We start from the raw sequence: 26,755 nt of genomic DNA on the forward strand, positions 1-26,755 counted from the left end.
CTTTTATCCTTTTTGTGCAATCTCTTTTATTTTTTTAATCATTCCTATTACGCCACTTTGTCTATTTGGTGTAATTACTTCAGATAAACCTAATTCATAAATAATATCCATATCTACATTTTTAAGAGTTTCTATATCTTCACCTGAAAATATCTCAAGAATTATATATATTAGTCCTTTAACAATAATTGCATCTGAAGTGCCTTTGAAATATAGTTTTCCATCTTTTTCTTCACTTATTAACCAAACTTGTGAGGTGCATCCATGAACAATATTTTCAGCAGTTTTATATTTATCCTCTAATGAGTCTAATTTTTTACCTAAATCAATAATATATTCATATTTTTGTAATTCATCTTCAAAAAAATCTAAATCATCTTTTATATTTTCAACTTTTGTTTTTATTGACATTTATATTCCTTTAGTTTAACATCTCTAAAGCTTTTTTTAGAGCTTCTATTAGTTTATTAATATCTTCATAGTCATTGTAAAAAGCTAAAGAAACTCTAATTGTTCCTCTTATATTAAGTTGTTTCATAATTGGTTGTGCACAATGGTGTCCAACTCTTATAGCAATACCCATTTTATCTAATAGTATTCCAATATCATCATGGGAAATATTTTCAAAATTAAAACTTTTGCTTCCTATACAGTTTTCACTATCATTATAAAAAATTATTCCAGGAAGTTTTTCAAGTTCAAGCTCAAGATAATTGTAAAGATCTTTTTCTATTATCTCTATATTTTCATATCCTATATGTTTTAGATATTTTAAAGCCTCTCCAAAACCAATAACTCCTGCAATATTTTGTGTTCCTGCTTCAAATTTAAAAGGTGCATCAAGTAGAGTGGAACTATTATAATCAACTTCATGAATAGTCGCACCACCTGTTTGATAAGGTTTTAACTCTTTTAAATATTTATCTTTTACATAAATAGCCCCAACTCCTGTTGGTCCAAATGTTTTGTGTGAGGAGATAGCCACAAAATCTACATCTAATTCTTTTACATCCATTTTTGTATGTGCTAAACTTTGTGCGGCATCTATTAAAACTACACTATCATATTTGTGAGCTAGGTGAATTATTTTTATAATATCGTGAACTTTTCCAAAAGCATTTGATATATGAGTTATACTTACAAAAGATTTTGGATTGTTTTTTAAAATTTTTTCATAATCCTCAAAATCGAAATTTAGGTTACTATCGCACTTTACAACCTCAAGTCCATTGTTTAAACTTCTTCCTTGCATATGCCATGGAACAATATTTGAATGGTGTTCTAATGAAGAGATAATAACAGTTTTATAATCCTTTGTAAAAGAATTAGCAATAAAATTGATTGACTCACTCACTCCCTTAGTAAAAATTATCTCTTCTTTCGAAGATGCATTTATGAACTCTTTTAAAATGTTTCTACTCTCTTCATATTTTTGTGTTGCAGTATTTGCATCATTAAAACTACTTCTATGAGTATTTGCACAATATTTTTCATAATATTCTACTTGCGAATCGATAACACATTTAGGCTTTTGTGTTGTTGCTGCATTATCTAGATATACTGTATTTGAGTGTTTGAAGTATGGAAAATCTTTTTTAAACATTTCTTTCTCCCTCTAATTCTTGAAGAAATTCTTTTATTTTAATATCTTCTATATTATCGTATACTTCATTTTCAAAAGCTTTTAGAAGCATCTGTTTTGCTTTTTTATTCTCTATACCTCTTGATTCTAAATATAAAAGTTGTTCTTTATTTAAACTCCCAGTTGTAGCACCATGGGCAGCTTCAAGCTCATCAATATTTATTTCAAGATGAGGTTGTGCAAAAATTACTGCATCATCACTTAATAATATTGTATTAGAGTTTTGTAACACTTTTGAGTTTAATGCTTCTTCATTTACTACACTTAAAGCTTCAAATGTTGCTTTTGAAGAATCATCTAGAATATGTTTGTATTTAATATCACTAAAACAATTTTGATTATTGTGAAATGTTTTAAATATAGATTTTGAATTAGTAGTGTTTGCTATTTTTACTAAACCATAAATATTTAGATTAGAATTAATACTATTTAGTTTAGTATTAAATTGATTGATATTTTTACCTTTTCCTAATTCTATATTAGTCATCTTTATCTTTGCATCATTTTTTAAATCAATATTGTATTCTAATTCAATATTTGAATTTTCACCAATATTTTGATATTTCATATATTCTAAATTTCCATTATCTTCAACTATTAATTCTCTCGTAAATTTTTCATTTAAGTCATTTCCTGCAAATACTTCTATAATAGAAGCTTTAATACCCTTTTTTATTCTTATTTTCAAAGAATTAGTTTTTTCCTCTTTGGGATAATATATTAATTTTATAGGTTCATTTGTATTTTCATCAATTAAAAGTTCTTCATTTTTAAGATTCATAAGTCTCATTTTTAATTCCTATTCCTTCATAACCTTTGCTGTCAAGTTCTAAAGCTAAGTTGTAATCACCAGTTTTTACAATTTGCCCATCTTGCATAATATGTACGAAATCTGGTTTAATTTGTGATAATAGTTTGTCATAGTGAGTAATCATTAATATTGAACGATTACCATCTAATAGTTCATTTATAACTTTTGCAACGGTTTTAATCGCATCAACATCTAATCCTGAATCAATCTCATCTAATAAAATTAGATCAGGTTTTAATAATAATAGTTGGATTAATTCATTTCTTTTTTTCTCCCCACCACTAAAACCATCATTTAAATCCCTTTGTAGAAGTTTTTTATCAATATCAAACTTTCCTAATTCTTCTTTTGTCAATTTTAAAAAACTGATTGCATCTAACTCTTCTTCTTTATTATATTTTCTTTTTTCATTTACGGCTGTTCTTAAAAAGTAGCTGTTATTTACTCCTGGAATCTCCACTGGATTTTGAAAACTCATAAAGATACCTTCATTTGCCCTATCACTTACACTTAAATCTAATAGATTTTTATCTTTATATTTAAGTTCACCTTCTTTTACTTCGCAATCATAGTGTGCACTTAATGTTTTTACTAAAGTTGATTTTCCTGCTCCATTTTGTCCCATAAGAACATGCACTTCACCTTTTTTTATATCTAGGTCTAAACCTTTTAATATCTCTTTATTATCTATATTAACTTTTAAATTTTTTATATTAAGCATGATATACCTCCTATTTTTTTTCTTTTTATTAACCTACACTTCCCTCTAAAGAGATACTTAATAACTCTTTAGCTTCAGCTGCAAACTCCATTGGTAACTCTTTTAATACCTCTTTACAAAAACCATTTACAATCATAGCAATTGCATCCTCTTCTTCTATCCCTCTTTGATTTAGATAAAATAGTTGCTCATCTGAAATTTTTGAAGTTGTTGCTTCATGTTCAATCTGCGCTGAAGAGTTTTTTATCTCATGGTATGGAAATGTGTGTGCTTTACATTTGTTTCCAATTAATAAAGAATCACACTCCGAAACATTTCTCGCATTTTTTGCATTTTTCCCAATTCTTACCAATCCTCTGTAGGCATTTACACCTTTCATAGCTGAGATACCTTTTGAGATAATTGTTGATTTTGTATTTTCACCTAAGTGAATCATTTTTGTACCAGTATCAGCTTGTTGGGCATGACTTGAAATAGCAACCGAATAAAACTCTCCAACAGAATTTTTACCCTTTAAGATACATGATGGATATTTCCATGTAATAGATGAACCAGTTTCAACTTGTGTCCAAGATATTTTTGAGTTTTCACCTTTACATAAACCTCTTTTTGTAACAAAGTTTAAAATACCACCTTTACCCTCATCATCACCTGGAAACCAGTTTTGAATAGTTGAGTATTTTATTTGTGCATTATCTAAGGCAATTAACTCTACAACTGCTGCATGAAGTTGTCTATCATCTCTACTTGGAGCTGAACATCCTTCATTATATGAAACATAACTTCCTTCATCACATATTATTAATGTTCTTTCAAACTGACCTGTATTTAATGCATTTATTCTAAAATATGTAGATAACTCCATTGGACATCTAGTATTTGGTGGAATATATACAAAACTTCCATCTGTAAATACTGCACTGTTTAATGCTGCAAAATAGTTATCTGCTTTTCCTACAACAGAAGCCAAATATTTTTTTAATATATCTTCATGTTTATGTGCTGCTTCTGAGATTGAACAAAATATAATTCCTAATTTTTCTAATTCATCTTGAAAAGTTGTTTTAACTGAAACAGAGTCAAATACAGCATCAACAGCAACACCTGCTAACATTTTTTGCTCTTCTAAAGGAATACCAAGCTTTTCATATGTTTTTAATATTTCAGGGTCAACTTCATCTAAAGAATCTAAATTCTTTTTTGGCGCAGAAAAATATGAAATATCTTGATAGTCAATTTTTAGATACTTTAAATTTGCCCAAGATGGTTCTTCCATTTTTAGCCATTTTTTATAAGCACTTAATCTAAAGTCTAATAACCATTGTGGTTCATCTTTCTTTTTTGATATGGCTTTTATGACATCTTCATTTAAACCTTTTGGGAATGTATCACTCTCAATAAGTGTTTCAAAGCCTAATTTATAGTCTCTATTTAAAATATCTTTTATTTGTTTATTATCACTCATTTTAAACCCCTTTTTTAAATAGGACTATTTTTATCCTATTTCTAAAAATAAATGTAACATATGTTCATTAAAAAAATATTTATATAAATTAGTAAAATACCAATTTAAATTTATTTTAATATATTTAATCGTTCCTAAATATTATTATAATATAATTTATTATCTAAAAAGGAGATTTATGGAAACTAATAGATATAAAGAGTATAAAGTTATTCATATAGTTGAGGGCGGATGTGGAACAATTTTTTTAGGTTCTTCAGGCTTACCATTGAAGAAAATTGAGGCTGAATTAAACCTACATGCAAGTGAAGGTTGGCAAATGGTATTCCAAGTTATTGAAAGTAAAAGATTTTGGTTATTTTGGACAAGAGAAGCTGCAATAATTACTTTAGGTCGTTAGATTGAAAAAAGTTATTTTATTTATGATAAATCTTTATCGTAAAAGTGGAGGAAGTAAAAGATGGTTTGGAATTGAGTGTAATTTTGAACCAACTTGTTCTTTATTTACTTATAACGCAATAGAAAAATATGGAATAAAAAAGGGAATAACTTTAGGTTTTCATAGAATAAATGATTGTAAAAAAAGTGATTCAATTTGTAAATGTATAGATCCCCTTAAATAAAAGGATTATTTGTGTTAAAAAAAGATGAAGTTGATTTAGAAGAGGAAAAAATTCGTATAAAAATTAATAATCTTGATGATGAAAAAAGAAAAGTCTTTTATAAAGATGTTAAAGATAAATTGAAAGACCCTGATACTTATGCTGTTTTAAATTGGTTTTTTATAGCAGGGTTACACCATTTTTATTTAGAAAAATGGAAAAGGGGTGTATTTAATTTATCAATTTTTATTATAGGTATAATTTTTTTGTCTCTTTCCTTTTTTGAAATAGGATTTTTTATAATAATAATTATCTCAGTGATTGAATTAGGAGCATTATTTAATTCACAAGTAATTGTGCAAGATTATAATAATAAAGTATATGAAGACACATTAAATAAAATAAAATAACTCTTATTTTTTTATATGTGCTTCAAGTTTATTTGTATAATAAGAGATAGGATAAGTTAAAATTAAATAACCCAATGCAAGTGGAATATAACTCTCTAAAGTAGAATATGTATATGCATTTACCTCTTGTGCATTCATTGTAAATTCACTTATTGATATTATTGATAACAAAGATGAATCTTTTATTATACTAGCAAATTGTCCTGTTAAAGCAGGTAACATTCTTTTAAATGCTTGTGGGAAAACTACATATCTATACATTTGATAGTTTGTCATTCCCAGGCTTAAAGCTGTTTCATATTGTTCAAAGTCTACAGATTCAATTGCACCTCTTATGATTTCACAAACATAAGCTCCTGCAAATAAAGCTAAAATCACAACACCAACAACATATCTGTTATCTAAACCTAAATTATTTGCAAAAACATAAAAAAATATTAAAATTTGTACTAAAAGGGGAGTTCCTCTTATTATCTCAATATAAAATTTTGAAAAATATCTAAGTATTAATAGTTTTGAATTCTGAGCATATGCAAAAAATAATCCAATAATAAAACTTAATATTAATGCAAAAAAAGAGATTATGATAGTTATAAAGAATCCATCAATGAATTTTTGCCTATATTCATAAACACTATCCCAATTAAAACTATATGAGACATTTTTAAACATTAAGTAAAATGTAACAGAAACTAAGATTGTAAGTAGAAAAAGATTAAAAAGGTAGATAGGTTTATCTACCTTTTTATCTCCTTTTAAACCTTTTTCATGGATAAAAAGTTTTTTTATATTCAATTTATATTATTTCCTAGAAGAAAAATGGGATACCAAGTTCATCAAATGTGTTTTTGGCATCAGTTAAATATTTTTTAGCAAATGTATCAAAAGTTCCATCCTCTTTTGCTTTTTTGATAAACTCATTTACTTTTTCTTTTAATGGATCATTTTGTCTTAAAGCAACTCCCCAATATTCAAAATCTTTTTGAAATGGTTTAAGAAGTGGTTTTGTTGTATCCATATGTTTTGCATAGTTTTTATAAATAGTTAATTGGTCATATAAAAATCCATCAGCTTTACCTTGAACAACTTCAAGTACACATGCAGCTTCTTTATCAAAAACTAGAATATCAGCATTTGGTAAATTATTTTTTGCGTATAAGTGACCAGTTGAACCTTTTTTTACAGCAACTTTTTTCCCTTCTTTATTTAAATCTTCTATTGAGTCAACATCAGAATCTTTGTTTGCTAAGATTGCAAGTGAAGTTTGTGCATAAGGAATTGAAAAATCTATAGATTTTTTTCTTTCATCTGTAATTGTCATTGAAGAGATGATTAGATCAATTTTACCTGTTTTAAGAGATGGAATAAGACCATCCCATGCAATATTCTCAATTACAACTTCTTTATTTAAATATTTACCTAATGCTTTAGCAAAATCAACAGAAACACCTGAAGGTGTACCATCTTTATCACTCATTTCAAATGGTGGATAAGCTAATTCCATACCAACTGTTAAAATATCTTTCTTTACATTCTCTTGAGAATCTGAAGCAACTTTTTGTTCACCACACCCAATAAATAGGAGACTAACAAATAAAACTAAAAAACTAAAAAATAATTTTTTCATAGTATAACCTTTATAAAATTTGGTATATTATCTCAGAAGTAAACTTATGTTAAAATTAGAAAAGGAATAGTGTAAAAGTATAGTTTTATTAATTAAGACTATTTTTATCCTATTTTAATTATAATTCAAAATTAAAATTCAAGAGGGTACTTTTTATGGAACACTTATTGCATAAAAATCACCAAAGAATAGTATAGGAATATGTATGGAAGTATATTTAGATAACAACGCAACAACGAAAGTGGATCCAGAAGTTTTTAAAGCAATGGAACCATTCTTTTGTCATATATATGGTAACCCAAATTCACTTCATAAATTTGGGGCAGGAACTCATCCTAAAATGGTTGAGGCTTTAAATTATTTATATGATGGAATTAATGCTGCTGATGAAGATGATATTATTATCACTGCAAATGCTACAGAGAGTAACAATACAGTTATAAAAGGTATTTGGGTTGATAAAATATTAAATGGTAATAAAAATCATATTATTACTTCAGAAGTAGAACACCCAGCAATCACTGCAACATGTAGATTTTTAGAAACACAAGGTGTAAGTGTAACTTATCTACCTGTAAATGAAGATGGAGTTTTAGAAGCATCTAGTGTAAAAGATTATATTAGAGAAGATACTGCTTTAGTGTCAATTATGTGGGCAAACAATGAAACAGGGAAACTTTTTCCAATAAAAGAGATTGGTCAAATATGTAAAGAAGCAGGTATCCCTTTCCATACAGATGCAACTCAAGCAATTGGAAAAGTTCCAGTTGATGTACAAGAGTGTAATGTAAACTATTTATCTTTATCTGCTCATAAGTTTCATGGACCAAAAGGTGTTGGTGCATTGTATGTAGAAAAAGGGTATGAATTAACTCCTTTATTACATGGTGGTGAGCAAATGGGGGGTCATAGAGCAGGAACTGTTGATGTTGCTTCTATGATAGGAATGGGAGTTGCAATGAAATTAGCAACCTCTGAAATAGCTTTAGCTTACGAGAATAACCATGTAAGAAAGTTAAGAGATAAACTTGAAAATGCAATTCTTGAAATACCAGAAACTATTGTTATTGGTGGAAAAGAAAATAGAACTCCAAACACAACTTTAATTTCTATTAGAGGGGTTGAAGGTGAGTCAATGCTTTGGGATTTAAATCAAAAAACAATTGGTGCCTCAACTGGTAGTGCCTGTGCATCAGAAGATTTAGAAGCAAATCCTGTTATGAATGCATTTGGTAGTGATAGCGAATTAGCACATACAGGTGTAAGATTTTCTTTAAGTAGATTTAATACTGAAGAAGAGATTGATTATGCAATTGACGTAATAAAAAGCGCAATTAATAGACTTAGATCTATCTCAAGTTCATATGCATATACTCCAAAAGACCATGTGTCACAATTGTAAAAAAGAAGAAGGAATTAATAATGGCAAAGAATGATTTAATTACTGGTTCAATTTGGGATGAATACTCAAACCAAGTAATCAGAAGAATGGATGATCCAACTCATCAAGGTGAAATTACTGAAGAAAGAGCAAAAGAATTAGGTGGAAAATTAATTGTAGCTGATTTTGGTGCAGAGTCTTGTGGTGATGCAGTAAGACTTTACTGGTGTGTTGATGAAAAAACTGATAAGATTTTAGATTCAAAATTTAAATCTTTTGGTTGTGGTACAGCTATTGCTTCATCTGATGCTATGGCAGAGCTTTGTATTGGTAAAACTGTTGATGAAGCAGTAAAAATTACAAATATTGATGTTGAAAAAGCTTTAAGAGATCATCCAGATGTTCCTGCAGTTCCTCCTCAAAAAATGCACTGCTCAGTTATGGCTTATGATGTTATTAAAAAAGCTGCTGGTACATATAAAGGTGTAGATATGGAATCTTTTGAAGAGGAGTTCATTATCTGTGAGTGTGCAAGAGTTTCTTTAGCAACTATACAAGAAGTTATTAAATTAAATGACCTTAAAACTGTTGAAGAGATTACTGATTATACAAAAGCAGGGGCATTTTGTAAATCATGTATTAAACCAGGTGGTCACGAAGAAAAAGAGATGTACTTAGTTGATATATTAGAAAATACAAGAGCTGAAATGGATCATGAAAGAATGAAATCTGCTGCAGATGCTAGTGAAAGTGGGCAATCTTCATTTGATAAAATGACAATTGTTCAAAGAATTAAACTAGTAGATGAAGTTTTAGATACTGATATCAGACCAATGCTAATGATGGATGGTGGTAATATGGAGATTATTGATATTAAAGAAAATATTCCACACTATGATATTTATATCAGATACTTAGGTGCATGTAATGGTTGTGCATCTGGTGATACAGGTACTTTATACGCTATTGAATCAGTACTTAAACAAAAAGTTGATGAGAATATTAGAGTTTTACCTATCTAATTAATTTAATCAAAATTACCCAAAACCCAAGTTATTTAGTTAACTTGGGTTTTTTTATACTTAAGTGAACTTTCATTCAAAATTAAATTAAAATAAAAGAAAAAAAAGATAAGATTTATTAAATTATTTTGGGAGTATTTTATGTTTAATTTTGGTAAAACTGACGAGGAAGCAGCAAGATTAGCTGCAATGGAAGAAAACTATGCAATTATATCATTTAAACCAGATGGAACAATTATCCATGCAAATGATAACTTTTTAAATGCCTTAGGTTACAATTTAAATGAGGTTGTTGGAAAACATCATAGAATGTTTTGTGACAAAAATTACATAAATACTACTGAATATACTAATTTTTGGAAAGATTTATCAAGTGGAAAATCGCAAATAGATGAGTTCGAAAGGATTCATAAAAATGGAAGTTCTGTTTGGATTCAAGCCTCATATACACCAGTAAAAGATAAAAGTGGAAGAGTCAATCGTGTAGTTAAATTTGCACAAGATATTACTTCTGCAAAAACTGTAATAGATAGTGTTAATAATGCAATTGAGTTAGCAAAAACTGGAATTATGAAAAATACTATAACTGAAACAACACAAAATTCAGCTATAGAAGAGTTGAAAAATGGAATTAATGATTTATTTAATGTAGTATCATCAAAAGTTGATGGAGACTTAAATAATATCTCAAAAGCTTTAAGTTTTTATCAAAAACTTGATTTTACATATAGAATAGATGGAAATGATTTAGGTGATACTGCAAGTGGTCTAAATAATCTTGCTGATGTAATAAATCAAATGTTAGTTAAAAACAAAGAAAATGGTTTGACTCTAGGTGAAAGTTCAAATATTTTACTTAAAAATGTTGATACTTTAAATGTAAATTCTAATGAAGCAGCAGCTTCTTTAGAAGAAACGGCAGCTGCATTAGAAGAGATTACCTCTAACATCTCTCACAATACAGAAAATGTTGTAAAAATGTCAAATTTTGCAAATGAAGTTACAAACTCAACAAATGAAGGGAAAGATTTAGCACAACAAACAACTGTAGCAATGAATGAGATAGATGAAGAGGTTAATGCAATTAATGATGCAATTACAGTTATCGATCAAATTGCTTTTCAAACAAATATTCTTTCACTTAATGCAGCTGTTGAAGCTGCCACTGCAGGAGAAGCAGGAAAAGGATTTGCTGTCGTTGCTCAAGAGGTAAGAAACCTTGCAGCTAGATCTGCTGAAGCTGCTAAAGAGATTAAAGATCTTGTAGAAAATGCTACAAATAAAGCTAATAGTGGTAAAGCAATTTCAGATAAGATGATTCAAGGATATAATGGTTTAAGTGAGAATATTACTAAAACAATAGAATTGATTTCTCATATTGAAATAGCTTCAAAAGAACAATTAACAGGAATTGAGCAAATAAATGATGCAATAAATAGTCTTGATCAACAGACACAACAAAATGCATCAATTGCAAATCAAACACATGATATAGCTGCTCAAACTGATGAGATAGCAAAACTAATTGTATCTGATGCAGATGAAAAACAATTTATTGGTAAAGATAAAGTAAAAGCAAAAGTTTTAGGTAATCAAAATAAAACTATAAGTTCAAATGCAACAAAGCATACACAATCAAAATCTATACAAAAAACTGAAAATAGAAAAATTGAATCTAAAATTTCAAATAGTGATGAATGGGAAAGTTTTTAATAAAATAAACAAATCTGCTTTTATTGATTTAAGAAAGGTCTAGTTATTCTAGGCCTTTTTTTATTTATGATATAATTATTTAAATTTATTAAATAGGAGAATGTTATGACAGCACAAGATAAAGAGTTAGAACAACTTCATGATACTATTGTTGACGATGTTAAAGATTTATTAGATAAATATATGACGATTGTAGGTTGGGATGTACCTGAAAATGATGAAGATGAAGCTAAAAAAAAGATTTTAGCTATTATCAAAGATACAATTGAAAAAATAGAAAAAGAGTAGTGCTTTATGCACTACTTAACTACATTAAACTAAATACACTTATGTTATAATTTCACAACTATCAAAATAGGATAATTTATGTCAAATCAAAATAATCAAATACTTAAAAATACTAATGCTCAAATTTTAGATGAATTTAATGCTTCTATAATGTTTGATAAAGAGTTATACGCGCAAGATATTGCAGGTTCAATTGCACACTCAAAAATGCTATATACTCAAGGAATATTAACAAAAGAGGAACAAGAAGCAATTGAGAAAGGTCTTCTTCAAGTTAAAGATGAGATTGAGTCGGGTGAATTTAAATTTTCATTAGAAACAGAAGATATTCATATGGCAGTTGAGAGTAGATTAACTGAAATCATTGGAGAACCAGGGAAAAGACTTCATACAGCAAGAAGTAGAAATGATCAAGTTGCTACAGATTTTAGACTATATGTTCAAGATAAAAGTGAAAGTATAAAAGCTCAATTAAAAGAACTAATAAAAGTTTTTGTTGAAGTAGCAGATAAACATACTACAACTTTAATCCCAGGAATGACACACTTACAACATGCTCAACCTTTAAACTTTGGATACCATTTACTTGCTTATGCAAATATGTTCAAAAGAGATTTTGAAAGGTTTGAAAGTTCATATGAGAGAAACAATTTTTCGCCACTTGGAAGTGCTGCATTAGCAGGAACTCCACACAATATTGATCGATTTTTAAGTAGCGAGATACTTGGATTTACTGCTCCAACTTCCCATGCAATGGATACAGTAAGTGATAGAGATTTTGCTTTGGAGATTTTATTTAATATCTCAACTTGTATGATGCATGTTAGTAGAATATCTGAAGAGTTAGTTACTTGGTCTTCATATGAGTTTCAATTTGTTAGAATGAGTGATGAGTATGCAACAACAAGTTCAATTATGCCACAAAAAAAGAACCCTGATGTACCAGAACTATTAAGAGGTAAAACAGGTAGAGTTTATGGAAACTTAATCTCACTACTTACTGTTATGAAAGGTTTACCATTAGCTTACAATAAAGATACACAAGAAGACAAAGAGGGTGTTTTTGATTCAGTTAAAACTGTAGAGATTTCACTTAAAATTTTAACTGAAGTTATAAGAACAATGATTGTAAATGTTGATAAGATGGAAGCAGCTTGTAAAATTGGACACTTAAGTGCAACAGATTTAGCTGACTTTCTAGTTCAAAAACAAAATATGCCATTTAGAACGGCTTATTATATTACAAAAGATGTAGTTGCTTGTGCAAACTCTTTAAACAAAGATATAAGTGAATTAACTTTAGATGAAATTAGAAGTGCAAATGAAGAGTTAAAAAATATTGATGAAGAGATAATCATGTATTTAGATTTAAGAAACTCTATGAACGCACGAACATCATTTGGTGGCACATCAACAATTCAAACAGTTGAACAAATAAAAGTATTTGAAGATTGGTTAAAAAAGGTATAAATATTAGATGAGTTTAACTCATCTAATATTAGTGTAGTAAATGTTGTTTAACAGCTTGATAAAGTGCTTGAATATCAGTTTTACCAATAAAGTCTTCAACTCCAATATTAATCATCTTGTTTTTTACTGCATCAGTTGTCATTGAAGAGTTAACAATAATTGGAATATGACTATATTCATCATTTGTTTTAATAAAAGTTGCCACTTGGAATCCATCAGCTTCTGGCATCTCAATATCTGTTATAATTAGACCTATATCTTCTGGATCTAATTCTTGAATTCTATTAAGTAGTTGTGCCCCATTAATATAGATTTCATAATGTGCTTTAGCTTTTTTGAAAAATTTTGTTAAAACTTCTCTTGCTACATTTGAGTCTTCTGCTGCTAAGATTACTTTAGAAGTGTTAAATGAAGATTCAACATATTTATTTAATACATCATCTCCATCTTCAACCCAACCTAAATCTTTTAACATCTGTTCTGCATTGAAAACTGTACAAAGTTCATCTTTATTATGAACTTTTACATATGTAGTATATGTAATCTTTGAGTTAGTTTCTTCTGAATGTCTTAATTCATCTGTAGTTTTTTCTACAATATCAAGCATGTCTTTTATTAAAAAACCAACTTTTTTATGATTAAACTCACAATATATTATTAGCTTGTACTCTTTTAGATCAAGTTTTTGATGTCCTAACCATGCATCTAGGTTAACTAGTGTAACAGGTTCACCTCTAATCGTTGCTATACCAGCAATAACATCTGTATCAGTTGGTGTATCATTGATAGTTACTTCTTCTGTAATTATGAATGCTTTTACTTTTGCAATATTAATTGCATAAATATTATTGTGACCAGTGTAAAATACAGCTAATTGCTGAACATTTCTTAAATGACCTTGAGTCATTTGTTCAACACTATTGATACCACTCATGAAAACCCTTTATGTGCTTTATTGCTAAATTATATTGCTTTTTTTCTTATACTTAACTTTAAAAAATTATTTTACTTTTTACTGTTTAAGATCTTTTTTACTGTAAGTGAAGCCATCATAAATCCAAATGAGCCTGTAACCGCTTCAAAACTCCCCTTTTCTAGACAGTTTGGATTCTCACTAGAAAATACAACTTTAAATTTTTTCTTAAATCCTCTTTGTTTTAATTCGTATCTTATTTTTCTAATAAATGGGTCATTATACGTTTCCCAAATTGATTTATACTCTATTTTACTAGGATCTAACCTTTTTGCACTTCCGCTTGTAGTGATAACTTTATTATAATATCTCTGTATAAGATGAACTTTAGGTTTAATATCATCTATAGCATCTAAAATTAAATCATATTGAGAAAAATCAAATTTATCAATCCATTCAGGTGTAATTTTTTCATTTATAGCTGTGACTTCAGGATATTTTTCTTTTAAAGAATCAACTTTTACTTTTCCTATATTTCCATGGCTTCCTAATTGTCTATTCATATTTGATTCTTCATAAGTATCAAAATCAACGATTGTGATGTCTGTAATTCCAGTATTATATAATGAATCCAAAGCAAAACTTCCAACACCTCCTACACCTAGAAGAATAAGTTTTGTATTTTGAAATTTTTTGAAGTTTTCTTCTCCAAAAAGTTTTAAGGTACGGTCATATCTTTGCATATCTACTCTTTTATAAAAATTTCGGTATTATATCAAATTAAATCAAAACATAAATTTATAAATAGGAGGCTTCATGGATAAAGAGCCAATGACAAGAGTAGGATACGAAAAAATTACAAATGAATTAGATTTTTTGAAAAGTAAAGAAAGACCTGAAACTGTAATTGCACTTGATGAAGCAAGACAACTTGGTGACTTAAAAGAGAATGCAGAATATCATGCTGCAAAAGATAAATTAGCTTTAATTGATTCACAAATTAGGGAATTAGGTTCAATTATTTCTAAAGCTGTAATTATTGATCCTGAAAGTTTGCCTCATGATAAAGTAAGTTTTGGATCAACAGTTGAGTTAGTTGATGTGGATACAGAAGAAGAGTTTGAGTATTCAATTGTTGGTGGAGTTGAATCAAATGCAGAGAATGGAATGATATCTTTTAATTCCCCTTTAGCAAAACAACTATTAGGTAAAGAAGAGGGGGATGAAATAACTGCTACTTTGCCAGGTGGACAAAAAACATTTGAAGTATTAAGTGTTATGTATAAGGAGCTAAAGTTATAATGAATGTAGCAATAATTGGAGCAAGTGGATATACAGGGTTAGAGTTAATAAAAATATTAATTAATCATTCAAAATTTAATATAACATATATAGCAAACTCTACAGGAGAACAAAATGTTCAAGAACTTCATCCTTGTTTAAAAGATGTTATTAATGCGCAAGTTCAAAAAGCAGATGCAAAAGAGGTTAGTAAAGTTGCCAATTTAGCATTTTTGGCGTTACCTCATAAAACTTCAATGTCTTTTGCAAAAGAACTTTTAGAGCTTGGTGTTAAAGTTGTAGATTTAAGTGCAGATTATAGACTTGAACTTGAAACTTATGAAAAACACTATTGCCCTCATGAAGATAAAGAGCATATTAATGAATCAGTATATGGTTTACCTGAATACTATTCAAAGGATTTAAAAGGTGCAAGTTTAGTAGCAAATCCTGGGTGTTTTCCTACAGCAGCCTTATTAGCACTTTTACCTTTTATAGACTATATTGATACAAATGCACAAATTTTTATTGATGCAAAAACAGGTATGAGTGGAGCTGGAAAAGGTTTAAAAGAGGTTACACATTTTGGACATTTAAATGAAAATTGCCATGCTTATAACCCATTTAAACACAGACATATGCCAGAGATTGAAGAAAAAGTAAAATTACTTAAAGATGTGGATTGTCAAATCAATTTTGTTCCTCATCTTTTACCTATTACAAGAGGTATGTTAGTTTCTGTATTTGCAACACTTAAAGATGATGTAAATGTAGAAAAAATTTTAGAAGATAGTTATAAGAATTCAGAATTTGTAAGAGTTCGAGATGAAGCAGTAGATTTAAAATCAACTGCAGGAACAAATTTTTGTGATATTTTTGTAGCTAAAAATGGCAAAGCATTATTTGTTAATTCATCTATTGACAATTTATTAAGAGGTGCTTCTTCCCAAGCAGTTGTAAATGCAAATTTAATGTGTGGATATGAAGAAGGTGAAGGAATCCCTAAAATAGCCTATGTACCTTAAAATTAAAGATGATGCTATTTTTGTAGCAGATGCACATTATAATGAGAAAAAAACTCAATTTTTAACTTTTCTTAAAAAGTTAGATTCTGGAGTGATTCGAACATCTCAACTTTTTTTGATGGGTGATATGTTTGATTTTATTTCAGGTGAGAGTGAATATTTTATAAATAGGAATAACGACTTAATTGAATTAATAAATAAACTTTCAAAAATTATAGAGATTGTTTATTTAGAGGGAAATCATGATTATAATATGAATATGCTTTTCCCTCAAGTATTAGTTATCAAAAGAGAAAATCAGCCTATAACTACAAAATATAAAGAAAATAGTGTAGAGATAGCTCATGGAGATATATTTACTCCATGGCATTATGATTTATATTGTAAAATAATAAGAAATCATTCTTTGTTGGTTTTTTTAAATATGCTTGATTTTAATTATTTTATTTCAAAAAAAATATATTATACACTTATTAAAAAAGAGATTTGTTTTAAAATGAAAAATTTTAATGAATTTGCAAAAAAAAGATTATCAAATTATAAAAGTGATATTGTAATAGAGGGACATTTTCATCAAGGAAAAACTTATAAAGATGATAAACAATTATATGTAAATGTTCCATCATTATGTTGTGAAGATAGTTATTTTAGACTAAATAAAGTTTTTACAAAGGAAGATTTATGATAAATATAAATTTAATCTACTTGGGAATTGTTTTTTTAGTAATAATTGTTGTTCTTTTGATTGTTTTACTTATTGTATTTAGTGGAAAAAATGAAAAGAGTAATAATAAAAGTAAAAATAAAAATTATCATGTGCCTATGCCCACGACTTATAGTTTAGATTTGCCAAAAATAATAGAAAGTATGTCAAAAAATCAATTAAGAGATATATCAAAAAAAATATTTGAATCTTATAGAAGTTTTGATTACAAAAATCAAAGCACTGCAATCTTAGCAAAAAAAGAGTGGCACTCATGGCAGATTTCAATACTACTGATGACTTTTAAAAGACTTGAAGATTTAGTTATTTATGATCAAGAAGATATTTTCCCTGATATTATTATTAATTCTACAGAAAATGATATAAAAAGCCTAATGCGAGATATTATAAGAAAATATGAACAGTATGTAGATTTTAATCAGTCAAAAGATGCTTTATGTAAAGATTATATTTGGTCAAATAGGGATGTTTCTATTATCTTTTACTTTTTGGCAAACTATAAAAATTATTCAAAATAAAATACTATTATTGTTTTGTAACCTTTTTTAGTTATCCTACATTTTTAATTTGGAGTAATAATGAAAATAGAAAAATTATATGAAAAAGAGATTGAAGATATTTTAAATTATGAAGATTTCTTAGATATATTAAGAAATAATCCTTCTGAAGAGTTTTTAAAGGATTTACACGGTAAGTATGAATATCGTTCTCAAGAAGAAGCTTTAAGAACATTACAAGTTGAACTAATAAAACTACAAGATCATTTAGAAAAACACAATGAAAAAATGATAATTTTAATTGAGGGAAGAGATGCTTCTGGAAAAGGTGGAGCAATTAGAAGAATAACTAGATATATGAATGAAAAACATTATAGAGTTGTTGCTTTAGGTAAACCTTCAGATGTGGAAAAAAATCAATGGTATTTTCAAAGATATATTCAACATTTTCCTAAAGGTGGAGAGATTGTACTTTTTGATAGGTCTTGGTATAACAGATCAATGGTTGAACCTGTATTTGGATTTTGTACAGAAGAACAATATGAAACTTTTATGAAAACAGTTCCAAGGTTTGAAGAGGATTTAATAGATCATGGAATCCATTTTTTAAAGATATACTTTTCAGTATCAAAAGAGGAGCAATCAAAAAGATTTGAAGAGAGAGAAGAAAATCCTTTAAAGCAATGGAAATTAAGTGAAATAGACTTACAAATGCAAGAAAGATGGGATGAGTTTACTCGTAAAAAATATAGAATGTTGAAAGAAACTAATACTCAAAAATCTCCTTGGACTATAATTAGAAGTGATGATAAATTTATTGCAAGAATTAATGCAATAAAAACAATTTTAAATAAAGTTGATTATGAAGGAAGAGACTCTAGAATTGATTTTAGAGTTGATTCTAAAATTGTTATTTCAGCAGAAAAAGAGTTGGAAATAATGACACAAACTGCAAAAAACAGGGGAAAAAGTAATTAATATATAACTAAACAGTATAAAATAAAAATAATTGTACTATAATGTATAATTATTTTTAGGAAAATACATATGCATAAATTTTTATTAATTCTTATTTTATCCAGCTTCATTTGGGCAAATAATGTATTTACAAAAGAAGAAGAAAATTGGATTAAAAATAATCCTACAGTTAAAATTTCAATGTTAAATAATTTTCAGCCTTTCTCTTATATTTCAAACAATCAGCATAAAGGTTTTAGTGTAGATCTAATTAGTCAAATCTCTAAAGTAAGTGGTTTAAAATTTGAAGTGAAGGAATCTTCTTGGTCAAAAGCATTAGATGATTTTAAAAGTGGAAAAACTGATATGATTTCAGATATATCTTATACTAAAGAGCGTTCTAAATATGCACTTTTTACCGAATCATATTATGAAATACCTACATTTATTTTTGGTTCAAAAGGTAATGATACTTATATAAATAATGAGAGTTTAATAGGGAAAAAAGTAGGGGTATCAAAAAGTATTTTTTATAAAAATAATTTAGAAAAAATGGGTTTAGATGTTATTGAATTTAATTCAAGCGATGAAAAATCAAAAGCACTTGTAACAGGAAAAATTGATTATTTTTTAGCATCTTATACTTCTGGAATTAAATCAATAAATTCACAATCTTTAATTACTTTGAAAGCTATTGATGAGTTTAGAACTATAAAAAAAGAGGATTTACGATTTGCTGTAAGTAAAGACAATTATATTCTTCAATCAATTCTACAGAAGTCTTTAAACTCTTTAAAGCCAAATTTTTTATTTAAACTTGCAAATACTTGGATAGTTGAAACTGAAGATAGTGTATATGGTGAAATAGAATTTACTCAAGATGAATTGGATTATATGCATAAATATCCAAAAGTAAAAATTGGTTCTATAGATACATATATACCTTTTAGTTTTGTTTACAATGGTAAAAAAATTGGATTTACCCAAGAGCTTTTAGATATTATTTCAAGAAAAACAGGTTTAACTTTCGAAAAAGTTGGTGGATCATGGCCAGAAGTTTTTGGTAAGTTTAAAAACAATCAAATAGATATAATAAGTGAATTATCATATAGAAAAGAAAGAGTTCCTTATACCTTATATACAAAACCATATTATGAAATCCCCATAAGTGTTTTTGCTAATGATGATTTTGGTTCTTACACTGGATTGAATTCTTTAAAAGGTAAAAAATTAGGAATTGTAAAAAAGTCTTATTTAATTGATGTCTTAAAAGATGAAAAAGATATAAAAATAGTTGAATATGATACTAATAATGATAAATTTTATGCACTAAGAGATAAAAAAGTTGATGCTGTTTTAAGTAGTACAATGAGTATTTACAGATTAGAAAGATTACTTCTAAAAGGAATAAAACCCGTTGGTGAATTTACCCATGATGAAGTAAAAAGTGAAGATTTAAGGTTTGGTATACGTAAAGAGAATCCTATTTTAGCTTCTATTATTAATAAAACATTAGATTCAATACCCTTTTCTACTATAACACACTTAAAACAAAAATGGATTTTAGATAATTATCATAATAATTTAGATCAAGATAAAAAAATATTTTTTAATGAAAAAGAAAAGGAATTTATTAAAGATAATCCTGAATTAACATATAGTGAGATAAATTGGAAACCATTGTCAATAATAGAAAATAATACTATGAATGGAATTATGGGAGAGTATTTAAACATTATTTCACAAAGAACAGGAATAAAGTTTAAATACATATCTTCTGATAGTTGGTTGGAAGTTTTAAATAAATTCAAAGAAAAAAAAATTGATATAGTACCAGGTATAGGAACTAGTCCACAAGAGATGAAATTAGGACTTACTAGTAATACATATAGTAGCTACCCTATGGTAGTTGTAACTACAGATAAGTTTAATTATATTCAAAACTTAAATGAACTATCTGGAAAAACAATTGCTGTTCCAAAAGGGTATACTAGTTATAACTTTTTAGTAGAAAATTATCCTAAATTAAATATTCAAGCAACTTCAGACATAAAAGAGGCTTTAATAATGGTAGAAAGTGGTGAGGCTGATGCTTTTGTAGGTCATATTGCTACATCTTTATACAATATGAGTGAATTGCATTTAAGAAATTTAAAAATAAGTGGTATTACTAATTTTACTTTTAAACATAAATATTTAATACAAAAAGATTCTCCTGTTTTAATCTCTATTATCAACAAAGTTTTAGATTCGATTACAGAGATTGAAAAAAAAGAGATTCACTCAAAATGGATTCAACCTTTAGTTGTAAAAGAAACAGTAGATTATTCACTTATTTATAAATTATTAATTGCTTTTTTAATTGTCCTAGGGATAATTTTATATTTTTTAAATAAACTTAAAAAACAGAAAAAAGAGTTTGAAACTATTTTTAAAATATCAAAAGATGGGATAGCAATTACCGATTTAAAAACAAATTTTTTAGAGTGTAATGAAGCTTATCTAAAAATGTTGGGATACACAAAAAATGAGTTAATAAATAAATCATCTATCAGTTTAACAGCACCTGAATATAGAGAAAAAACTCAAAATGCTTTAGATATAGCTATAAAAGAGGGATATATTAAAAACTTTGAAAAAGTAACTATAGGCAAAAATGGAAGAAGAGTAAGGGTAAATATTACAATATCTGTTTTACCTGATAAAAAAAGATTATTATTTATTACAAAAGATGTTACTTCTCTTAAGCTTTTTGAAAATAATTTAAAACTTGCTTCAATGGGAGAGATGATAGGTAATATAGCTCATCAATGGAGACAACCTTTAAGTGTTATTACAACAAGTGCAAGTGGTTTAAGACTTAAGAGTGAATATGGAGAAAAGATAAAAGATGAAGAGATTAAAGAATTCTCAGAAAAGATTATAGATCAAGCAAGATATTTATCAGAGACAATAGATGATTTTAAAAACTTTATAAAAGGTACAACAGAATTTAAAACAATTGATATAAAAGATATAATCCAATCTTCATTAAGTTTAACATATGCTTCAACAAATGATAACTATATAAAAGTTATACAAAAAACGGATGATTCTATAAAAATAGATGGGAATAAAAATGAGTTAGAACAAGCCTTGATTAATATAATTAATAATTCAAAAGATGTTCTTATTGAAAATAAAGATGATTCTGAGAGGTATATTTTTATTAAAACGAAAAAGATTAATGATATAACATTAGAATTAAAAATTTGTGATAATGGTGGAGGTATTTTAGAAAAAAATCTAGATAGAATTTTTGAACCATATTTTACAACTAAACATAAATCAATTGGTACCGGACTTGGCTTATCAATAGTTGATAAAATTATTAGAGAAAGACATAGGCAAACAATAACTGCTTATAATGAAGAGTTTGAATATGAAGGTAGATTTTATAAAGGTGCATGTTTTAGTATGTTATTCAAATCAGATATTATTTAGCTTATAAAATATTTCAATTTGTAATATAAAACTGCACATAATAAAATCTTAGATATAATCCCAAAATGAGTAGATTTAAAGTAAAAAGCGAATATGAACCAGCAGGTGATCAACCAAATGCTATAAAAGAAATAAGTGATTCTATAAAAAAAGGGAATCAATATACAACTTTAGAGGGAGTTACCGGTTCTGGTAAAACCTATACTATGGCAAAAGTGATAGAAAAAACACAAATGCCCACTCTTATTATGACACATAATAAAACCTTAGCCGCCCAACTTTATAGTGAATTTAAACAATTTTTTCCAAATAATCATGTTGAATATTTCATTTCATATTATGATTATTATCAACCTGAGGCATATATTCCAAGAACTGATCTTTTTATAGAAAAAGATTCTTCTATCAATGCTGAATTAGAAAGATTAAGATTAAGTGCAACAGCCTCTTTACTTAGTTTTGATGATGTAATAGTTATTGCTTCTGTCTCAGCAAACTATGGTTTAGGTAATCCTGAAGAATACAAAGCTATGGTTCAAAGAATAGAAGTTGGTTTTGAATACTCTCAAAAAGAGTTTTTACTTAAACTTGTAGAAATGGGTTATAAGAGGAATGATAGTTTTTTTGATAGGACTGATTTTAGAGTAAATGGAGATGTCATAGATATTTTTCCTGCCTATTATGAAGATGAATATATAAGAGTAGAGTTTTTTGGTGATGAGGTTGAATCAATCACAAAACACGAATATTTAACCAATGAAAAAACAAAAGAATTAAATGAAGCAATAATTTACTCAGTTAATCCTTTTGTTGTTACAAGTGAAAACTTAGGTCGAGCAGTTAAAGAGATTGAAGAGGAGCTTGATGAAAGATTAGAATACTTTCAAAAAGAGGATAAATTAGTTGAATATCAAAGATTAAAACAAAGAGTTGAGTTTGATTTAGAGATGATTGAAGGTACAGGTATGTGTAAAGGGATTGAAAATTATGCTAGACACTTAACTGGACTTAGACCTGGACAAACTCCATATTCACTTATAAATTATTTTGAACAAATAGGAAAAGAATTTCTACTTATAGTTGATGAATCACATGTATCATTACCTCAGTTTAGAGGAATGTATGCAGCAGATAGAAGTAGAAAAGAGGTACTTGTTGATTATGGATTTAGACTTCCAAGTGCACTTGATAATAGACCTTTAAAATTTGATGAGTTTATTAAAAAATCACCAAGATATCTTTTTGTAAGTGCAACTCCTGCTGATCTAGAGTTAGAAAAAAGTGAAGTTGTAGCAAAACAGATTATTAGACCAACCGGATTACTTGATCCTATAATTGATATTATAGATAGTGAATATCAAGTTGAAAAACTTCATGATGAGATAAAAAAGATTGTTGAAAAAAATGAAAGAGTTTTAGTAACTGTTTTAACAAAAAAGATGGCTGAGGAGCTTACTTCATATTATTCTGATTTGGGAATAAAAGTAAAATATATGCATAGTGATATTGATGCTATTGAAAGAAATCAAATCATTAGAGAGTTAAGACTTGGTGAGTTTGATGTATTAGTTGGAATCAATCTTTTAAGAGAAGGATTAGATATTCCTGAAACCTCTTTAGTTGCAATTTTAGATGCAGATAAAGAAGGTTTTTTAAGAAGTAGAACCTCTCTTGTTCAGACAATGGGGAGAGCAGCAAGAAATGAAAATGGAAGAGTAATTTTGTTTGCAAAAAAGATTACTGATTCTATGCAATATGCTATTGATTTGACAAAAGAAAGAAGAGCAATACAAGAAGCATACAATAAAGAGCATGGGATAATTCCAAAAACTACAAAAAGAGCATTAGATGAAAATCTAAAAATGGAAGAGTATGATGATACTGCTTGGAAAAGAGAAAAAATGAATAAAATTCCAGCATCAGAGAGAAAGAAAATATTAATTGAATTAAATAAACAGATGACTAAAGCTGCCAAAGATTTAAATTTTGAAGAGGCTATTAGATTAAGGGATCAGATAGAAAAAATAAAAAAATCATAAAATTATGAAAAATTGAAAATATAAGGTTATCTATTATAGATAATTTATTTGAAGAGTAAGCCTTATTTTTTATTTTTAAAAAATTTTCTTTTAATACTTGGCCAATAATAAAAAAATATTAAAGGGAAACCTAAAAAAAGTATTAAAGAAATAATAAAATAGCACATACCATAATCCTTATGTTAAAGATTATACATAATTTTATCTTAATAAATTTTCATTACAATTTTAAAATTATTTTAAAGGAATTAAATTTTGTCAAGACTTAAAAAAGCTACTAAAGAAGATATCCAAGTTATTAAAGAAGCATTTGTTGAAAAATACAATGATGCTGTAACAGAGCTAAATTATAAAAATGATTATGAGTTATTAATAGCTATTATTTTAAGTGCTCAATGTACAGATAAAAGGGTAAATATTATAACGCCTGCTTTATTTGAAAAGTATCCAAGTGTTTTTGAACTTGCTGATGCTTCTTTAGAAGATGTAAAAGATTTACTAAAAACTTGTTCTTTTTTTAATAATAAATCAAAAAACATTATCAAAATGGCACAAAGCGTTATTGCAAACTATGATGGAGAGATTCCTCATAATCAAAAAGAATTAATTAAACTTGCAGGGGTTGGTAATAAAACAGCAAATGTATTTATGATAGAGTTCGAAGGTGCAAATCTTATGGCTGTTGATACTCATGTATTTAGAGTCTCACATAGATTAGGGTTATCCTATGAAAAAACTGTTGAGAAAACTGAAGCAGAATTAGTTAAAAAACTAAAAGATGATTTACATATTTTCCATCAAGCTATGGTTTTATTTGGAAGATACACTTGCAAAGCATTAAATCCAGATTGTGATAACTGTCTTTTCCCTCATGTTTGTAAAACAAAAAAATCTTTTAAACCACAATAATCATAAAATAAAAATAAAAAAAATTATGAAATCTCTTTTTTTTATGTTATTATTTAAATAATAGATTTAGAAGGAGGATGTTATGAGAGAAAGAATTAAAGTAAAAACTATCACTTTGGCTCAATATTTTAGAGAAGATAAAATAAATATTTCTCATATTGAGAAACCATATGGTGAATTTAGTGATCCAGTTGTAAGAATCGATAGATTTGAAAATGGTAAAACTACTGGTTTAGTTGAAATTCCTTATGAGAATCTTGAAGAGGTAATCGAAGCACTACACAAAGCAGAAGATATGTGTGACTCAATACCTCATAATGATGTTCATGGTGAATTAAAATCTAATGTTGGTGGTGGAGAATAGATAGATGTTTTAGGACATCTATCTATTTAAATACTCTTCAATAAATAGTGTTTTAATATTTTGATTAAGACCATTAGCATTAAACATTATTAACTCTCTGTAGTATCTTTGTAGAGTTCTATCTTTTAAAATTGATTTTCCACCATCAATAATCATAGAAAGAGTGATTATATTTTGAAGTAGATTAAAGAGTTTTATTCTTATTTTGTCTAATTCTTCTCCATTACTAGAGTTTAAAAAATCTTTTTTAATCTTTTTCAACTTATTTTTTGATATTTTCTTAAATTTTTCATCATTAATATGCTCTAATGCACCTAATCCTAAACCATATAAAGCATAATGTACTGTTTTAGATAAAGATTTATTTTTAGTATAGTTTCCTATTGGATTACTTGAAACAATATCCTCATCTTTTATAAAAAAGTTTTCAAGTTTTATATTTACTGTATTTAAAGCTTGCCCCACAAAAGTTTTAGGTGTTTCAACTATTTTAAAACCTTTTGTTTCTTTGAACTTTGTTAATACTTCCATCTCTGAATTTTTATGATGGAATCCTATTAAAAGATGGTCAAATATTTGATAACCACTTGCCCAAGTTAACACACCATTTAGTTTATATCCACCTTTACACTTTTCAGATATTACAAAACTACCTTTCATTCTTAAATGATTTATTGCAATACCACATTTTTTTTTGAAATAATATTCTCTTTTTGGGAAATTATTTTTTGACATGATGGCATTTGCAGCTAAGATTTGTATTGCTAAAAATGTTAAAGAAGCTGAATGTTTAGTTAGTTTACTAAACATTTTTAATTTTAATTTATCTTGCACTTCTTTATCATAATTGTAAAGTTTAAAACAATTGTTATCATAAGCTATATCAAAACATTTTTTTAGATGTTTTACCTCTTCATCAACTTTTTCTAAAGGTTGTTTTTTTAATTTTTTAGAGACTTTATTTAAATTTTTTATATACTTTTTATAACTAGTAGACATATTAATTTTTTTGACACTCTTCTTTTACTTCATTAAAATTTTCAAATATATATTCATCTTGAATCTTTTTTACTTTTATGTTATTCATTTTACAAAAATACTCTTCTTTATTTTTAAAAATAATATAATCAAAATTATAAATAAAATTTGTTTTTGATGAAACTGTTTTATTGTTTACTCTTTCATAAGTAAATTTAGAAATTTTAATGTTTTTTTCACTTTCATATTTTTGTTTAAACAATAATGGAACTTTTTCTTGTTGATTTCTTGATATTAAAACAAAAACTAAACTTGATACAATTATTACTGCTAAGAGTATGGCAATCTCTTTTGTACCAAATTTATTATTTATTTTATAAATAGCAAAAGCTAAAATAGCAAGAAGTACGATTATTAGAACTATTACTTGCAT

28 protein-coding genes are annotated in these 26,755 nt (G+C 27.2%); 17 read left to right on the forward strand and 11 right to left on the reverse strand.

The features are described from left to right. Positions 1 to 3: 3 nt before the first annotated feature. The 5 genes from ACKU4C_RS03540 to sufB are packed head-to-tail and all read right to left on the reverse strand — an operon-like array spanning position 4 to position 4,639. Complete coding sequence (locus ACKU4C_RS03540) at positions 4 to 411, reverse strand: SufE family protein (RefSeq protein WP_321314488.1); 408 nt, start codon at positions 409 to 411, stop codon at positions 4 to 6. Between the two features lie 10 nt (positions 412 to 421). Further along, a complete protein-coding gene (locus ACKU4C_RS03545) occupies positions 422 to 1,603 on the reverse strand; it encodes a cysteine desulfurase (RefSeq protein ID WP_321314490.1) in 1,182 nt (393 codons plus the stop codon). Beyond that, positions 1,596 to 2,432 carry a SufD family Fe-S cluster assembly protein gene (locus ACKU4C_RS03550; protein ID WP_321314491.1) on the reverse strand — a complete coding sequence of 279 codons (837 nt, stop codon included), beginning with the start codon at positions 2,430 to 2,432 and terminating at the stop codon, positions 1,596 to 1,598. Before ACKU4C_RS03550 ends, ACKU4C_RS03545 begins: the two co-directional genes overlap by 8 nt. Beyond that, the gene (gene sufC, locus ACKU4C_RS03555) at positions 2,413 to 3,174 is read right to left on the reverse strand and encodes a Fe-S cluster assembly ATPase SufC (protein WP_321314493.1); all 762 of its coding nucleotides are present in this window, start codon (positions 3,172 to 3,174) and stop codon (positions 2,413 to 2,415) included. The genes ACKU4C_RS03550 and sufC overlap by 20 nt, the downstream gene beginning before the upstream one ends. A gap of 28 nt (positions 3,175 to 3,202) precedes the next feature. Continuing rightward, entirely contained in the window at positions 3,203 to 4,639 is a 1,437-nt protein-coding gene (gene sufB / locus ACKU4C_RS03560; RefSeq protein ID WP_321314495.1) for a Fe-S cluster assembly protein SufB, read from the reverse strand. A 178-nt stretch (positions 4,640 to 4,817) separates the two neighbouring features. Between sufB and ACKU4C_RS03565 the strand changes: the two genes are divergently transcribed. The 3 genes from ACKU4C_RS03565 to ACKU4C_RS03575 are packed head-to-tail and all read left to right on the forward strand — an operon-like array spanning position 4,818 to position 5,651. Next, on the forward strand, positions 4,818 to 5,039 hold the full coding sequence (locus ACKU4C_RS03565) for a DUF4177 domain-containing protein (RefSeq protein WP_321314496.1): 222 nt from the start codon (positions 4,818 to 4,820) through the stop codon (positions 5,037 to 5,039). 1 nt (position 5,040) lies between these two features. Then, positions 5,041 to 5,262, forward strand: a complete 222-nt coding sequence (gene yidD / locus ACKU4C_RS03570) for a membrane protein insertion efficiency factor YidD (protein WP_321314498.1) — start codon at positions 5,041 to 5,043, stop codon at positions 5,260 to 5,262. An 11-nt stretch (positions 5,263 to 5,273) separates the two neighbouring features. Continuing rightward, the gene (locus ACKU4C_RS03575; RefSeq protein ID WP_321314500.1) at positions 5,274 to 5,651 is read left to right on the forward strand and encodes a hypothetical protein; all 378 of its coding nucleotides are present in this window, start codon (positions 5,274 to 5,276) and stop codon (positions 5,649 to 5,651) included. 3 nt (positions 5,652 to 5,654) lie between these two features. Here the strand turns inward: ACKU4C_RS03575 and ACKU4C_RS03580 are convergent, their stop codons facing one another. Together ACKU4C_RS03580 and ACKU4C_RS03585 are read right to left on the reverse strand one after the other, a co-directional pair. Continuing rightward, the gene (locus ACKU4C_RS03580; RefSeq protein WP_321314502.1) at positions 5,655 to 6,446 is read right to left on the reverse strand and encodes an amino acid ABC transporter permease; all 792 of its coding nucleotides are present in this window, start codon (positions 6,444 to 6,446) and stop codon (positions 5,655 to 5,657) included. A 13-nt stretch (positions 6,447 to 6,459) separates the two neighbouring features. Further along, a complete protein-coding gene (locus ACKU4C_RS03585; RefSeq protein ID WP_321314503.1) occupies positions 6,460 to 7,278 on the reverse strand; it encodes a transporter substrate-binding domain-containing protein in 819 nt (272 codons plus the stop codon). Between the two features lie 205 nt (positions 7,279 to 7,483). Between ACKU4C_RS03585 and ACKU4C_RS03590 the strand changes: the two genes are divergently transcribed. The 5 genes from ACKU4C_RS03590 (at position 7,484) to argH (ending at position 13,152) form a co-directional block, all read left to right on the forward strand. Next, positions 7,484 to 8,680 (forward strand): NifS family cysteine desulfurase, encoded by a 1,197-nt coding sequence (locus ACKU4C_RS03590; protein WP_321314504.1) that lies wholly within the window; start codon positions 7,484 to 7,486, stop codon positions 8,678 to 8,680. A 20-nt stretch (positions 8,681 to 8,700) separates the two neighbouring features. Beyond that, entirely contained in the window at positions 8,701 to 9,681 is a 981-nt protein-coding gene (locus ACKU4C_RS03595) for an iron-sulfur cluster assembly scaffold protein (protein WP_321314507.1), read from the forward strand. A 189-nt stretch (positions 9,682 to 9,870) separates the two neighbouring features. Beyond that, the gene (locus ACKU4C_RS03600) at positions 9,871 to 11,394 is read left to right on the forward strand and encodes a methyl-accepting chemotaxis protein (RefSeq protein ID WP_321315913.1); all 1,524 of its coding nucleotides are present in this window, start codon (positions 9,871 to 9,873) and stop codon (positions 11,392 to 11,394) included. 105 nt (positions 11,395 to 11,499) lie between these two features. After that, complete coding sequence (locus ACKU4C_RS03605) at positions 11,500 to 11,682, forward strand: hypothetical protein (RefSeq protein ID WP_320036431.1); 183 nt, start codon at positions 11,500 to 11,502, stop codon at positions 11,680 to 11,682. A 78-nt stretch (positions 11,683 to 11,760) separates the two neighbouring features. Next, positions 11,761 to 13,152: an argininosuccinate lyase gene (gene argH, locus ACKU4C_RS03610; protein WP_321314510.1), complete on the forward strand. Its 1,392-nt coding sequence runs from the start codon at positions 11,761 to 11,763 to the stop codon at positions 13,150 to 13,152. Positions 13,153 to 13,180: 28 nt separating this feature from the next. On the opposite strand, the gene ACKU4C_RS03615 is transcribed toward argH, so the two are convergent. Together ACKU4C_RS03615 and ACKU4C_RS03620 are read right to left on the reverse strand one after the other, a co-directional pair. Then, positions 13,181 to 14,086: a response regulator gene (locus ACKU4C_RS03615; RefSeq protein ID WP_321314512.1), complete on the reverse strand. Its 906-nt coding sequence runs from the start codon at positions 14,084 to 14,086 to the stop codon at positions 13,181 to 13,183. Between the two features lie 71 nt (positions 14,087 to 14,157). Continuing rightward, the gene (locus ACKU4C_RS03620) at positions 14,158 to 14,808 is read right to left on the reverse strand and encodes a tRNA threonylcarbamoyladenosine dehydratase (RefSeq protein WP_321314513.1); all 651 of its coding nucleotides are present in this window, start codon (positions 14,806 to 14,808) and stop codon (positions 14,158 to 14,160) included. A 73-nt stretch (positions 14,809 to 14,881) separates the two neighbouring features. Between ACKU4C_RS03620 and greA the strand changes: the two genes are divergently transcribed. The 9 genes from greA (at position 14,882) to ACKU4C_RS03665 (ending at position 25,344) form a co-directional block, all read left to right on the forward strand. After that, on the forward strand, positions 14,882 to 15,367 hold the full coding sequence (gene greA / locus ACKU4C_RS03625; protein WP_321314516.1) for a transcription elongation factor GreA: 486 nt from the start codon (positions 14,882 to 14,884) through the stop codon (positions 15,365 to 15,367). Further along, on the forward strand, positions 15,367 to 16,371 hold the full coding sequence (gene argC, locus ACKU4C_RS03630; RefSeq protein ID WP_321314517.1) for an N-acetyl-gamma-glutamyl-phosphate reductase: 1,005 nt from the start codon (positions 15,367 to 15,369) through the stop codon (positions 16,369 to 16,371). Before greA ends, argC begins: the two co-directional genes overlap by 1 nt. Then, positions 16,361 to 17,056: a UDP-2,3-diacylglucosamine diphosphatase gene (locus tag ACKU4C_RS03635; RefSeq protein ID WP_321314519.1), complete on the forward strand. Its 696-nt coding sequence runs from the start codon at positions 16,361 to 16,363 to the stop codon at positions 17,054 to 17,056. The genes argC and ACKU4C_RS03635 overlap by 11 nt, the downstream gene beginning before the upstream one ends. Beyond that, complete coding sequence (locus ACKU4C_RS03640) at positions 17,053 to 17,613, forward strand: hypothetical protein (protein ID WP_321314522.1); 561 nt, start codon at positions 17,053 to 17,055, stop codon at positions 17,611 to 17,613. The genes ACKU4C_RS03635 and ACKU4C_RS03640 overlap by 4 nt, the downstream gene beginning before the upstream one ends. A gap of 60 nt (positions 17,614 to 17,673) precedes the next feature. Continuing rightward, positions 17,674 to 18,570 carry a polyphosphate kinase 2 gene (gene ppk2, locus ACKU4C_RS03645; protein WP_321314523.1) on the forward strand — a complete coding sequence of 299 codons (897 nt, stop codon included), beginning with the start codon at positions 17,674 to 17,676 and terminating at the stop codon, positions 18,568 to 18,570. Between the two features lie 69 nt (positions 18,571 to 18,639). Further along, positions 18,640 to 22,032: a transporter substrate-binding domain-containing protein gene (locus ACKU4C_RS03650; RefSeq protein ID WP_321314524.1), complete on the forward strand. Its 3,393-nt coding sequence runs from the start codon at positions 18,640 to 18,642 to the stop codon at positions 22,030 to 22,032. Positions 22,033 to 22,097: 65 nt separating this feature from the next. After that, complete coding sequence (uvrB, locus tag ACKU4C_RS03655; RefSeq protein ID WP_321314526.1) at positions 22,098 to 24,071, forward strand: excinuclease ABC subunit UvrB; 1,974 nt, start codon at positions 22,098 to 22,100, stop codon at positions 24,069 to 24,071. Positions 24,072 to 24,326: 255 nt separating this feature from the next. Next, a complete protein-coding gene (gene nth, locus ACKU4C_RS03660; RefSeq protein WP_321314527.1) occupies positions 24,327 to 24,980 on the forward strand; it encodes an endonuclease III in 654 nt (217 codons plus the stop codon). Positions 24,981 to 25,062: 82 nt separating this feature from the next. Then, the gene (locus ACKU4C_RS03665; RefSeq protein WP_321314528.1) at positions 25,063 to 25,344 is read left to right on the forward strand and encodes a hypothetical protein; all 282 of its coding nucleotides are present in this window, start codon (positions 25,063 to 25,065) and stop codon (positions 25,342 to 25,344) included. Between the two features lie 18 nt (positions 25,345 to 25,362). On the opposite strand, the gene ACKU4C_RS03670 is transcribed toward ACKU4C_RS03665, so the two are convergent. Beyond that, positions 25,363 to 26,343, reverse strand: coding sequence for a hypothetical protein (locus tag ACKU4C_RS03670; RefSeq protein WP_321314529.1), 981 nt, complete (start codon positions 26,341 to 26,343; stop codon positions 25,363 to 25,365). Position 26,344: 1 nt separating this feature from the next. Beyond that, positions 26,345 to 26,755: a hypothetical protein gene (locus ACKU4C_RS03675; protein ID WP_321314531.1), complete on the reverse strand. Its 411-nt coding sequence runs from the start codon at positions 26,753 to 26,755 to the stop codon at positions 26,345 to 26,347.

It is taken from the genome of Halarcobacter sp., assembly GCF_963676935.1.
GTDB lineage: Bacteria > Campylobacterota > Campylobacteria > Campylobacterales > Arcobacteraceae > Halarcobacter.